Origin of the sequence: Pseudomonas sp. R2-60-08W (assembly GCF_003852335.1) — a bacterium.
Taxonomy (GTDB): Bacteria; Pseudomonadota; Gammaproteobacteria; order Pseudomonadales; family Pseudomonadaceae; genus Aquipseudomonas.
Map to the genome: position 1 here is coordinate 3,873,132 of NZ_CP027731.1, position 12,647 is coordinate 3,885,778.

Annotated in this window: 9 protein-coding genes; 2 read left to right on the forward strand and 7 right to left on the reverse strand. The window is 61.0% G+C overall.

Annotation, left to right across the window (positions count from 1 at the left end; all coding sequences use genetic code 11):
- Positions 1-141 precede the first annotated feature (141 nt).
- The 7 genes from C4J90_RS17590 to C4J90_RS17620 all read right to left on the reverse strand — a co-directional run bounded on the left by C4J90_RS17590 (position 142) and on the right by C4J90_RS17620 (position 9,563).
- Positions 142-2,718 carry a hypothetical protein gene (locus C4J90_RS17590; protein WP_124420459.1) on the reverse strand — a complete coding sequence of 859 codons (2,577 nt, stop codon included), beginning with the start codon at positions 2,716-2,718 and terminating at the stop codon, positions 142-144.
- Between the two features lie 52 nt (positions 2,719-2,770).
- Positions 2,771-3,172 carry a hypothetical protein gene (locus C4J90_RS17595; protein WP_124363651.1) on the reverse strand — a complete coding sequence of 134 codons (402 nt, stop codon included), beginning with the start codon at positions 3,170-3,172 and terminating at the stop codon, positions 2,771-2,773.
- 160 nt (positions 3,173-3,332) lie between these two features.
- Positions 3,333-5,066, reverse strand: coding sequence for an OPT family oligopeptide transporter (locus C4J90_RS17600; protein WP_124420460.1), 1,734 nt, complete (start codon positions 5,064-5,066; stop codon positions 3,333-3,335).
- An 84-nt stretch (positions 5,067-5,150) separates the two neighbouring features.
- Positions 5,151-5,777: a glutathione S-transferase family protein gene (locus C4J90_RS17605; RefSeq protein ID WP_124420461.1), complete on the reverse strand. Its 627-nt coding sequence runs from the start codon at positions 5,775-5,777 to the stop codon at positions 5,151-5,153.
- A 68-nt stretch (positions 5,778-5,845) separates the two neighbouring features.
- The gene (locus C4J90_RS17610; RefSeq protein WP_124420462.1) at positions 5,846-7,903 is read right to left on the reverse strand and encodes a methyl-accepting chemotaxis protein; all 2,058 of its coding nucleotides are present in this window, start codon (positions 7,901-7,903) and stop codon (positions 5,846-5,848) included.
- Between the two features lie 240 nt (positions 7,904-8,143).
- Positions 8,144-8,839 (reverse strand): tRNA (adenine(22)-N(1))-methyltransferase TrmK, encoded by a 696-nt coding sequence (locus C4J90_RS17615; protein ID WP_124420463.1) that lies wholly within the window; start codon positions 8,837-8,839, stop codon positions 8,144-8,146.
- A gap of 13 nt (positions 8,840-8,852) precedes the next feature.
- Positions 8,853-9,563 (reverse strand): FadR/GntR family transcriptional regulator, encoded by a 711-nt coding sequence (locus C4J90_RS17620; RefSeq protein WP_124407756.1) that lies wholly within the window; start codon positions 9,561-9,563, stop codon positions 8,853-8,855.
- A 337-nt stretch (positions 9,564-9,900) separates the two neighbouring features.
- Between C4J90_RS17620 and C4J90_RS17625 the strand changes: the two genes are divergently transcribed.
- Together C4J90_RS17625 and gudD are read left to right on the forward strand one after the other, a co-directional pair.
- Positions 9,901-11,262 (forward strand): MFS transporter, encoded by a 1,362-nt coding sequence (locus tag C4J90_RS17625; protein WP_124420464.1) that lies wholly within the window; start codon positions 9,901-9,903, stop codon positions 11,260-11,262.
- A gap of 18 nt (positions 11,263-11,280) precedes the next feature.
- Complete coding sequence (gene gudD / locus C4J90_RS17630; protein WP_124420465.1) at positions 11,281-12,606, forward strand: glucarate dehydratase; 1,326 nt, start codon at positions 11,281-11,283, stop codon at positions 12,604-12,606.
- Positions 12,607-12,647: the final 41 nt, after the last annotated feature.

Genomic DNA, 12,647 nt, shown 5'->3' on the forward strand with positions numbered 1-12,647 from the left:
AAGTGCGCAGGACAACGCCAAAGTAGCCTGAGTGCGGCATCATCGTGTCTGATCTCGACATCGGCCAATGGACTGCAACGTTTGAGGGCACAGCATGCGCACCGGGCAATCAATGGGGACGCATGATTGCCCGACAGCCCATCACGCTGCTGTACCGGACTTGAATAGCTCGCTCATGAGGTCAGTTGCCGCCCCATGCCCGAAGACATCAGCGGAATCACGCTGGGAAGGATCCAGTGTGCCTTCGGCTCTGATGCTTTGCCCGGTATAAACCAACGTTCCTTCCAGCACTTCGACTGCGCTGTGATAACCCAAGCCGACCAAAAATGCACCCGCCCCTGCCGCACGCGCATAGCGCTGGTCCTGCTCGGCCGGCGCCAAGACCGACATAGGCATGATGGTGCCACCGTCTTGAGCGCGCGGACCGTCGGGCAGCGCACCCACGTATTGATCGTGTGCGCTTACGCCACGCAGCATGTCCCAAGCCTGTAAAATCTCGGCCGGCGACGCTGACATATGCCCGACAAGCGGCTCGGTCGTTTCTTTGACACGGGCCGTCCCAATGTCAAAAACCGCCCAGCGATTGTCAGGAATACGTTCAGATGCGGGGACATTAAGCGCCTTATCCGCTTCCAGCCCGTTGTTATGTACGCCTGCTCGAAAAGGCATGTCGGCTGGCGAATCGAACGCACGGACTTTTCGTTCAGCGCGCTTATTCGGGCCTACCGCCGCAGAGCCGCCGTGCTCGCGCATACGCTGGACAGCGGCGGCATCGGGCACCTCCAGCCCCTGTGCCTGGAACTGACGGTTGAGCGCCGTCATCAGCCCCTGGTCCGCGTTGCCGGGAGTAGTGTAAAACCCGCCGATATCGCCCATCAACGCGATGGCCACCGCTCTGTCGGTGGCGCTCGCCGCCCCGCTACCGGCGCGCGCCAACGCAGCCAGCAAGTCATCGGTTGTTTGTCCTGCCAGCAGCCTGCCTTCTCCCAATAAATGAGCCCCCAGCAGGTTTTGATGCTGGGGGCTCAGGTTCGAGACCACCCGGTGCAATACGCCGGCGGCGCCGGCCAGCTCTTGAGTCAGGACGTCGCTGGGTTTGTAGAGCACGTTTCTCGCTGCGACGGTTTGCGCCAGCGCCAGCGCCTTGGTGGCCGTTCGAGCGGGCTGGCCCGCCGGGTTGCCATGGGTGATCTGTTGATGCGTGGCGTCCTTGGCCTTGAGCACATCATTAAAGACCGCAGCGTCCTTGGCGGCGTTTTCCAGGGCGCGGGCATTCATGAAAAGCTTATCGCCGATATGCTCGAAGCCGGGCCGTTCGGAAAAGGCGTGGTGCAGTTTGTCCTGCACAGCCGGATGGGTCAGCGCATAAGTAATTTCATCCATCGAATGCCCACCATCCACATAAATGAACAGCAAGGCTTGAATGGCCAAATAGGTCTCAAGGTCCTCAGGGCGGGTATTGGCATGCACATCCTTGCACGCACGCACTGCTCCCTGCTCAATCACAATTGAACCCGATGGTCCGTTGACGTAGGTCCCCGTGCCTTTTTCAAAAAACGTCTTCAGGTAAGAACCCGGTTTGGATGCATCGGGATGCGCGGGGTCCTGCATCTCTAGTCTGTCGGGGCAACGGGTGCTGGCGCTGGCCAGCAATTGGCTCTGGTAATCGCTTTCATACTTGATGTTGAAAGGGTCGTTCAGGCGCAAGTCCCTGGGCGTCGCATCGATATTTCGCAAGATGCCGACGTTATGACTGTCTGCCTGTCTGAACAAGTTACCTTCTCGAGCGTTGAGTTCAATACGGCCTTTTCCGGGTGCCCTGATGGGATCAAACACGCCGCCCCAATGGCCTGACGGAAGTTTTGCCTCGACATCCGGTTCATTCTTCAGCGCGTAGCTGAGATAGCGGTGTTTGTAGATATCAAACAAGGCCGTCCTGGCCTCGGGCGAGATATTCAAAGTTTCCAGGGTTTTCTCGGCACGCGTATAGAACCCCTGGAGTTGATCCAGGCCCACGATGCTTGTGTCGAAACTCTGATTTTTCCAAGCCGCCTCATACTTCTCGAACAACGGCGCAGACACGTAGTTGTCCTTGATGTAATTCACTTGGTTATTTGAAATATCGACAAATTTTTTATAGGTGTCCGGCGAGCGGAAATAATCTTGCAGGGCATGCTTGGCATAGTAGCTTTCGAATGCGCGCCGTACCGGGTCGTTGACCATTTTCAGCCTCATCGAACCTTCGGCAGCTTGCGTCGAGCCGTTGGCGACCAGCTTGGTCAGCTCTGTTCTACGCTGCTCTGGATCGGTGATGCCACGCAGTCGGCTAAGGATCTTCTGGGTTTCGGTGTCAGCCGGACTCGCGATTCTGAACCGGTTCAAACCCAGGCTCAGCGCACCATCCTTGATGGACGCCTTGCCCGGCGCGATACGGTCCTGGGAGTGTTTTTCAACGATGTCGCTGTCAATCACGGCGTTATAAATAGCGCCGTTTCTGATTTGCGCGACCTGCGTGTCGCCATAAAGAAAACTGACCGGGCGTTCCCGCCCGTCGGCTTTGAGCGTTACCGTGGGCAGGGCGTTAGAGGTGACATCTATAGGCTTGTTTTTTATGTAGTCGAAGTTCTTCACAAACTCGACATTCTTCAACACTTGGCTATCTGCGTTAGCCTGTAACTCGGCCGCCGCGCGGGAGGCGTTATCATTCGTGATCGGCATAATAGTGGTTGCCTCTAGCCATGAATAAGATAGCGAACGTCGTAGCGACTGGTTATTTGAAAATACTGTGCAGCGATGTCATCAGTTTGAAAAATCCATCCAGCGCTACCTGCAATGTTTTGGCTGAACCCATGCATGCATCGTCCAACAGGGCTTTGACTTCGTAACCGCGCAGACCTTTGCCTAACACGGGCTGGCCTGTCACCACGAATGGCAACGCATGCTGCAGTAAAAGCAGCAGTTTTTCCGCGTGGATATTCAGCGTGGCGCTGTTCAGATTGTTTAACTCACTCCACATCCACACCCCACGACGGTCGGCAGTGAGCATGATCGGGCTGATCGTTTTGAAGTTAAGTGCGATCGATGAGTGGCGATCAAAGTAGCCGATGTGTTCCTGGGGTACGCCGAGGTCCACCAGGGTTTCGCGTAGTGTTTTCGCAATATCAGAACTCACAGCCTATCCCTTCAAGCGTAAGCAACCTTGCTTCTGGAGTTATAACTGGCGTCCCTGAGTTATCTCTTGGCGCCCCGCTCAGTGAATATGAGAGAGGCGAGAGATGAGTGGCGGCCGTCCACCAATAGTTCCATCGGGCAATAGCAGCGCGATTCGCTTATCAACTCGCCTGCATCATCATCTGCCACAAGGAGGCCCCCACGCCGGTGATGCTCTCGCCGGCGATAAGCCCGGCCGCTGCGGTAATCGCAAAACGCTCGGTAAGGCTTGGCCAACGGCAGCTGATCACCCAGGTCACCACCGCCCCCAACGCCATCATCAGCGACACGGAGGCCGGCAATACAAACGCCAGTCCCAATGCCGCAGCGCTGGGCAGATAGCGGGCACGATCGACAGGCAACATGCTGTCGAGCACACCCAGCACTGCACCGATCAAGGCCGCGATGGCAATCGCCCAGCGAATGCTCGGCGACAGTGAGTCCAGCCCGTGGGTCAGGGTTTGCGCCACGGCTTTCCAGGTGGCCACGGCCGGGGCCGGCCATTGCTCGGTGAGCAGCATGCTCTGGGGGTCGGGGATCAGTGCCAGGTAGGCGAATACGCCGACGATGCTGCCGACGAAAATCCCCAGAATTTGCGCGATAACCTGCTTGTGTGGGGTGGCGCCAATCGCCTTACCCACCTTGAAGTCGTTCATCAAGTCCGTGCATTGCCCGGCCGAACCGCCGGCCGTGTTGGCGCTCATCAGGTTGATCGGCACCTGCCCCGGTGCGGCGATGCCGAAGCTCAGTTGGGACAGCTGCCCGATGGCGCCAATCGGCGGTATACCAGTGGCCCCCACCACCCGCGCCGCCACGGCAGCCAGGCAGATTGCCAGGGGAATGGTCAACAGCGCCATCCACAGGTTGATACCGAACAACAGCGCCTGCAGGCTCACCACCAAGCCGATCGCCAGGATGAAGCCGGCGGCAGGGCCCGGTTTGGGCAGCGTCCACGGGGTGCCGCCGCCAGCCCGGGTGGAGCGGTGCAGCGCCCACAGTCGAATCGCCAATGACGCCAGGGTGGAACACACCATCAGGCTCACCCCCGGCCACAGCAGCCATTCCACCAGCGCGGCAAATTGGGGGCCGCTGCTACCCGCTGGAATGCTCACCAGCCCTTGGGCCAACAGCCATGGCCCCAGCCCGCCCCAGGCCAGCACGGCGCCGAGCAGCAAGGTCAGGCCGACGCGAATGCCGATGATGCCGCCGAACCCCAGTAACAAAAGCGAAGGGTCTGCAGTAAACGTCAGTCGCTCAAGCTGCGCGGTCGGCGACCAGCGCGGCAGCGCCCACAGGAAGGTGTCCACCCACTTGACCAGCCCCGACAACATGGCGCCGCTGAGCAGCACTTTCAAGCGTGTCGCGGCTTCGCGCCCGTGGTTGTAAATATGCAGCAAGGTCTCCAGGGTGGCCATGCCTTCGGGAAACTTCAGCGCCTTGTCATTGAGCAATGAGGGCCGCAGGTACCACGCGATCCAGATGCCCAGGAAGCTCACCGAAAACACCCAGGCAATCATCGGGATCGCCTCCAACTGGTTGCCCGTGAGCAAGGTGTAGGCCGGGATGGGCGCGACCAGCCCGCCGGAAATGATCGACGCGGCGGCCGAAGCGACGGTCTGGTTGATGTTGCTTTCGTGCAGCGTCCACGGCACCGCCGCAGCAGAGCGTTTGGCCAGTCCCTGCCAGACCGCATAGCCAATCAGCAACGCGATGATCGACATGTTGAACGACCAGCCGATCTTGAGGCCCGCGTACACATTGGACGGGGTCAGCAGGATACCGAGCAGGATCCCGGTTATGACTGCCCGCAGGCTGAGTTCGCGTTCTACGGGGTGGGTTGACGAGATGGGATGCATGCAGATTCCTTTCGACCAGAAGACAGCGCCACTGGTTAAGTGAGCGCTGCCTGGCGCAAAGGTTCAGCGGTCCTTCATGCGCCTCTATTTGGCGAACGCATACTCACCGCCCTGCTCCACCGCCTTGCGATAAGCCGGTCGTTGCTGGAGCTTGTCTACCCATGCCGCCAGGTTCGGGTATGCCTGCAGCTTGCCCTGCGCCTTGGCAATCTCGCCGATAAAGCTCATCTGGATGTCCGCACCGGTCAGCTCGTTACCCACCAGGTACGGGGTGTGCCCGAGCACGTCATTCAGGTAACCGAGGTAGTTGGCCAGCTCCGATTCAATGCGCGGATGCAGCGGTGCGCCGGCTTCACCCAGGCGCCCGACATAGAGGTTGAGCATCAGCGGCAGCATGGCCGAGCCCTCGGCGAAATGCAGCCACTGCACGTATTGGTCGTAGCTGGCGCTGGCCGGATCAGGCTGCAGTTGGCCGTTGCCGTGGCGGCGGATCAGGTAGTCGATGATCGCGGCCGATTCAATCAGTACACGGGAGCCGTCCTCGATCACCGGCGATTTGCCCAGCGGGTGAATGGCCTTGAGCTCGGGAGGCGCGAGGTTGGTTTTCGGGTCGCGCTGGTAGCGCTTGATCTCGTAGGGCAGGCCCAGCTCTTCGAGCAACCAGAGGATGCGCTGGGAGCGCGAATTGTTGAGGTGGTGAACGGTAATCATAGGGGGGCAGCTCCGTTAGGGTTAAGGAGAAGACTACACGACGGCGGCAGAGTGCCCTGAATGGGCGCTCAGTCCAATCGAAACCGCGCCGTGTTGGCACTCAACGCCCGGCTGCCCTTGCTCAGGCTGTCGGCGGCCTGATTGACCGCCCGTGCGCCGTCGAGCAAGCGCCCGGCCGCCTGGTCCACCTGCTGGATATTGCCGCTCACCTCGTCGGCCGTCGTGGCCTGTTCTTCCACGGCGGCGGCGATTTGCGCCAGGGTGTCGGTGACGTTCTGTACGGCACCGGCGATTTCGCCGAGGCGCGTGCCCAGGCCGGTGACGGATTCGGCGTCACTGAGCGCCTGGTTGCAGGCGGCGCCCATCAGGCTGACGGCCTGGCTGACCGTGGCGCGCAGGCTGTCCACGGTGCTGGCGATCTGCGCGGTGGACGCCTGAGTGCGTTGCGACAGGCTGCGCACCTCATCGGCGACCACGGCAAATCCGCGGCCTTGCTCGCCGGCGCGGGCGGCTTCGATGGCGGCATTGAGGGCCAGCAGGTTGGTCTGCTCGGCGATCCCGCGAATGGTGTCGACCACCGATTGAATCTGCTGGCCCTGCTGGCTGACTTGTTCCAGCGCGTTGGCGGTGTCGGTCAGGCGCTGGTTGAGTTGCTGGATGCTGGCCGTGGTGCGCTGGCTGTCGCGGCTGCTGTCCTCGGCGATACGCCGGGTCTGCTGGGCGCTGTCGGCAGCCTGCTCGCAGCTTTTGGCGACGCCCAGGGAGGTGGCAGCCAACTGGGTGGCGGCCGCGGCAATCTGGCTGATCTGGTGTTGCTGGTCTTCGACTTCGGTGAGGGTGCTGCCCGATTGCGCGTTGAGGGTGAGCACGGTGGCACCCAGCTGCTGGGTTTCATGATTGACGCCGAGCAGGCTGGCGCGCAGTTGCACCACGGCGACGTTGAGCGCCGTGCTGATGGCGGCCAGTTCGTCGCGCCCCTCCACCGCCACTTCGACGCGCAGGTTGCCGTCACGCAAGGACTCGGCCAGCGTCGTGATGCCGCTGGCGCTGCGGCGGATCGACGCTTGCAGGCAGACGAACAGGTACAACGCCGCCAGCGCCAGCAGGCTGAACGTCGCCGCCACGGGGATGAAGTGCTGCAGCGAGCGCTCACGGTAGTAACTCAAGCGCGCGTCGAGCGAATGCAGCGACTGGCTGCGCAACGCGCCCAAGGCCGCGAGCATGGCGTCAACGCTTTGGTCGAACGCGGCGGTGTCGAGCTTGATGGTACCGCCGAAGACACCGTCGTCCAGGGTCTTCAGCTCGCTGTCCAGGCGTTGCAGGCTGGTTTCGTACTGCACCGTCCAAGGCTCCAGGCCTGGGTATTGCCTGGCTTTGAGCGCGCCTGCCGCCTTGACCAACTGGTCGCGCGCATCACCGATGCGGCCGCGCAGGTCGCGCATCTGCAAACGGCTTTGCAGGGTGAACTGGCCCGAGGCGATCGAGGATTGGCCGACGCTGGCCGTGCGCCCGATACGCTCGATCAGGTCCGGGGTGTGCTGGCTGGAAATCTGCATCAGCAGGTAGGTTTCCAGCCACGGATCGAGGATCAGGCCGGCGTCCAGGGTGATCTGTTCGCGCAGCGATTGCATCGCAGTCAGAGCGGCGGTGAAGCGGTCATAGCCATCCGGCCACCAGCCGACGGTGCGCAGGGCCTGGGTGTCCATGCCCTTGACCGCAGCCTGCAAGGTGTCGAAGCGCGCCAGGGTATCGGCGCTGGCGTTATGGGTTCTGAGCGCGTCGCCCAGGGTTTGCAGGCCTTGCTGGATCACTGGGCTGCCAGCGTCCACCTTGTCCATCGCGGCCTGGGCGGCAGGGGTTGGCGTATGCAGAATATCCAGGGCTTTCCAGCGGGCGGCCAGGTTGCGTTGGGCGGTCAGTTGCACATCGAGCGAGTCCAGCGCCAACAGTTGGCGCACACCGGACTGTTCGCTGGAGATTACCGCGAGTTTGTCGCGGTAATCCTGGCCGATCATCCACAAGCTCCCGGCCAGCGGCAGCATGAACAGGAAGAACAGCACCTGGAACTTGCGCGCGAAACCGAACCGTCCAAGCAGGCGGATACCCGGTGATAAAAGTCTTTGCATGCCCTGCAACTCCCCTGAACAAACTCAAGCTTCACAGCGTGTGAAATAACTAACGGCAAAATGCCATGTCATTGATTAGCAAGATATGGGCCGCAGGTTGAAACCTTGGCGATAGGCGTAATGGAACCGCGAAACCGACCGACGGTGCGCGAAAATGGGGCAAAAGCACTCAGTGGCGGGCAGGCCCTGTAACCGCCGGGGACAAAAGTTTCGGGGGAGCTACGCTGTACGCGGCGGCGTTCAGCCCAGCACATGGGTAATCCATTGGATGTGCTGGGCAATTTCTTGCCGTTTTGCTTGCGGCACCGACTGCCTGGCCTTCTCGAAACCGGCAAGCGTCTTGTGTTTCTCGCGCAGCAGGCGTTGCCATTTCGCCACGAACATCGGGGTGCGCGCCTGCAGGTGCAGCGGTCCGAAGTACAGCTGCTCATCGGTGTAGCTCACCGGCCCGCTACGTTCGGCGACGATGATTTCGTAGTAGAAGCGGTTCTCATGCAGCAGCTCCTCGTGCAGGATTCGGTAGCCGTTGTCCATCAACCAGTGGCGCAACGGTTGCTCGCCGCCGTTGGGTTGCAGGATCAGGCGTTCCTGGCCGCTCAACCGCGCTTTACCGCTGTCGAGGATGTTGCGGATCGTCTCGCCGCCCATGCCGCACAGGCTGACGGCGGTGATGGCGTCGTCTGGCTCGATCGCTGCCAGACCATCGGCCCGGCGTACGCGGATGCACTGCTCCAGGTCGTTGGCGTGTACGGTGCGCTGGGCCGCGCGAAAGGGCGTGGCCGCGACCTCTCCCGCCACGGCTCCGGCAATCACACCACGACGCATCAGCGCCACCGGCAGGTAAGCATGGTCCGAGCCGATATCAGCCAGGCGCGCGCCAACCGGCACCCATGCCGCTACGCGCTCCAGGCGCATGGACAATGTGTGTTCGTTCAACAGGGATTCCTTGTCATTCGCCGGAAAATCGATCCCGGCTATTGGTCAAATGCAGCACCATCGCCGCCCGCGCGGCATCCGGATCCTGGCGCTTGAGCGCATTGAAGATCGCCTCATGCTCCAGGTTCGCCAGTTGCCCCAGCTTGGCAAAATCCGCGCCGCCGCGCTCGGCGCCCAGCACCAGGGTGCGGGGGATCATGGCAGTGCCCAGGTGCTGCATGATTTCGCTGAAAAACGTGTTGCCGGTGGCCTCGGCGATCAGTTGGTGAAAGCGCTTGTCTTCTTCCACGCAACTGTCGTTGTTGGCCAGGGAGGCCTGGTAGTCGTCCAGCGCCTGACGCATGTGCGCCAGTTGCTCGTCGGTACGGCGCAGCGCGGCCAGCGCCACGGCTTGCACCTCCAGGCCCAGGCGCAGCTCCAGCATGTTGCGCACGCTGGCGACCGTGTCCACATGCAGGCGCAAGCCTTGCTGGGGCTGTTGCGCCAGCACAAAGGTGCCGATGCCGTGGCGCGTCTCCACCAGGCCAGAGGCTTGCAGCTTGGAGATGGCTTCGCGCACCACCGTACGGCTGACCCCGTGCTCAAGCACGATGGTGGATTCGGACGGCAGTTTTTCACCGGGTTTGAGCTGCCCGAGCAGGATGCGCTGGGTCAGTGCGTCGACCACGCCCTGGGCCAGGTTGGTGGAGCGTTTGCGCACAGCGGGGGCGTTTTCAATGGGCATTGCCAGGTTCCACGGGGTTGGGCAGGTGGGAGCTTAACACTGGGCTCAGGCGCGGCGCTGAGTTGATTCATGAAACGATTAACTTGTATGACAACCAACCTGAAACACTTCAGTACCATTTCTGTATCGGGGATTTTTTGCCGGGGGCTCCGACGGCTACAAGGCTCCTAAGACCCATTAAAAATCTAACAAATAACCAAAACAACGCCTGCTAGCCGCTTTTATAAGAATAAATACAGATCCCAACGCATTGCGGTTTTCAAAAAATCACTTGTATGATGTCTGGCAACAAAACACGCAAACCCGCATAAAAACAAATCAGGGGGAGTTTTGAATTGTGAACAATTCAAGCCATGCATCTGCCACACCAGAAACTGATTCGGTGCTCATCCGCGCCGTGAGCAAAGTGAAGGGCCACGTGCTCCCACTGTTCGTGATCATGTTCATCCTCAACTACATCGACCGGGTCAATATCGGCTTCGTGCGCACGCACATGGAGCACGACCTGGGCATCGGCGCGGCGGCCTATGGCTTCGGTGCCGGGCTGTTCTTCATCGGCTACGCGATCTTCGAAGTGCCGTCGAACATGCTGCTGCAAAAAGTCGGCGCGCGCATCTGGCTGACCCGCATCATGTTCACCTGGGGCATCGTCGCCACGATGATGGCGTTCATCCAGAACGAAACCCACTTCTACATCCTGCGCTTTTTGCTGGGCGTGGCTGAAGCGGGCTTCTTCCCAGGCGTGATCTACTACTTCACCCGCTGGTTGCCAGGCGTGGAGCGCGGCAAAGCCATTGCGATTTTCCTGAGTGGCTCGGCGGTTGCTTCACTGATCTCCGGTCCGCTGTCGGGTGCGCTGTTGCAGATCGAAGGCTTGGGCTTTCACGGCTGGCAATGGATGTTCGCCATCGAAGGCCTGGCCTCGGTGGCGCTGGGCTTCTTCGTGTGGTTCTGGCTGGACTCCAAGCCCCATGACGCCAAGTGGCTGAGCCGCGAAGAACAGGACGCACTGGTGGGCGCCATCGATCAGGAACAGCGCGATCGCGAAGCCCTGACCACGGTCAAACCGACCATCGGCAAACTGCTCAAGGACCGCCAGATCATGCTGTTCTGCGCCTTGTATTTCTGCATCCAACTGACGATCTATGCGGCGACGTTCTGGCTGCCGAGCATCATCAAGAAAATGGGTGACCTGAGCGATGTGCAGGTCGGGTTCTTCAACTCGATTCCCTGGCTGATCTCGATCATCGCCATGTACGCCTTCGCATCGCTGTCGGGCAAGTTCAAATTCCAGCAGGCCTGGGTCGCGGCAGCCTTGTTGATCGCGGCAGCCGGGATGTTCATGTCCACTACTGGCGGGCCGATCTTCGCCTTTGTGGCCATCTGCTTTGCGGCCATCGGTTTCAAATCCGCTTCTTCGCTGTTCTGGCCGATCCCACAGGGCTACCTCGACGTGCGCATCGCCGCCGCAGTGATCGCGCTGATCAACTCCATCGGCAACCTGGGCGGCTTTGTCGCGCCGACCACCTTTGGCTTCCTGGAACAAACCACCGGCTCGATCCAGGGCGGGCTTTACGGCCTGGCCGGCACCTCAGTGCTCGCGGCCATCCTGGTGTTTTTCGCTAAGACGTCACCGTCTGCCGGCTTGATGTCGCCCAGCGTTGCGCCCACCGGAACCGCCGTCAGCAAATCTATTTGAGCGTATAAGGACTTTGCCATGAACACGCCTGTTGTCACCCATTTCCAAGTTATCCCGGTCGCCGGCCACGACAGCATGCTGCTGAACCTCAGCGGCGCCCACGGCCCTTATTTCACCCGCAATATCGTCATTCTCAAGGACAGTGGCGGCAACACCGGCGTAGGCGAAGTGCCCGGTGGCGAGCGCATCCGCGAAACCCTGGAAGACGCGCGCGGCCTGGTGATCGGCCAGCCCATCGGGCAGTACCAGCGCATCCTCAATCAAATGCGCACCACCTTTGCCTCGCGGGACGCGGCCGGTCGTGGGCTGCAAACCTTTGATCTGCGTATCACCATTCACGCCGTTACCGCGATGGAGGCCGCCCTGCTCGACTTGCTCGGGCAATTCCTTGAAGTTCCGGTGGCGGCCTTGCTCGGAGAGGGCCAGCAACGCGATGCGGTGAAAATGCTCGGTTATCTGTTCTACGTCGGTGACCACAGCGCAACGGACCTGGCCTATCGCAACGAGGCCGACGCCGACGACGACTGGTTCCGCCTGCGCCACGAGAAAGCCCTGACCGCCGACGCCGTGGTACGCCTGGCCGAAGCCGCCAAAGCCAAATACGGTTTCAACGACTTCAAGCTCAAGGGCGGCGTGCTGAGTGGCGATGCAGAAATCGAAGCCGTTACGGCCCTGGCCGAACGCTTCCCCGATGCGCGCATCACCCTCGACCCGAACGGCGCCTGGTCACTCAAGGAAGCGATCCGCCTGTGCCGTGACCAGCATCACGTACTCGCCTATGCCGAAGACCCCTGCGGTGCGGAAAACGGTTACTCGGGCCGCGAAGTCATGGCCGAATTCCGCCGCGCCACGGGCCTGAAAACCGCCACCAACATGATCGCCACCGACTGGCGTGAAATGGGCCATGCGATCCAGCTGCAATCGGTGGACATTCCCCTCGCCGACCCGCATTTCTGGACGATGCAGGGCTCGGTGCGGGTGGCGCAACTGTGCAACGAGTGGGGCCTGACCTGGGGTTCGCATTCCAACAACCATTTCGATATTTCCCTGGCCATGTTCACCCAGGTGGCCGCCGCCGCACCCGGCGAGATCACTGCCATCGACACCCACTGGATCTGGCAGGACGGCCAGCGCCTGACCAAGGCGCCCCTGCAGATTGAAGGCGGCTACGTAAAAGTGCCGGCCAAGGCGGGCCTCGGGGTGGATATCGACATGGATGCCGTGGCCAAGGCCCATGAGTTATACAAAGGCATGGGGCTGGGCGCGCGGGACGACAGCGTGGCGATGCAGTACCTGATTCCAGGTTGGAGCTTCAACAACAAGCGACCTTGCCTGGTGCGGTAAGGCCTCAAGGCAAAGCCGGCCACTGTCTTCAGTGTCATAGT

Bases quoted from the DNA above. Each gene is read 5' to 3' on its own strand.
- C4J90_RS17620 (WP_124407756.1), bottom strand. From the start codon at position 9,563: ATGCCCATTGAAAACGCCCCCGCTGTGCGCAAACGCTCCACCAACCTG.
- C4J90_RS17610 (WP_124420462.1), bottom strand. From the start codon at position 7,903: ATGCAAAGACTTTTATCACCGGGTATCCGCCTGCTTGGACGGTTCGGT.
- C4J90_RS17605 (WP_124420461.1), bottom strand. From the start codon at position 5,777: ATGATTACCGTTCACCACCTCAACAATTCGCGCTCCCAGCGCATCCTC.
- C4J90_RS17590 (WP_124420459.1), bottom strand. From the start codon at position 2,718: ATGCCGATCACGAATGATAACGCCTCCCGCGCGGCGGCCGAGTTACAG.
- gudD (WP_124420465.1), top strand. From the start codon at position 11,281: ATGAACACGCCTGTTGTCACCCATTTCCAAGTTATCCCGGTCGCCGGC.
- C4J90_RS17600 (WP_124420460.1), bottom strand. From the start codon at position 5,066: ATGCATCCCATCTCGTCAACCCACCCCGTAGAACGCGAACTCAGCCTG.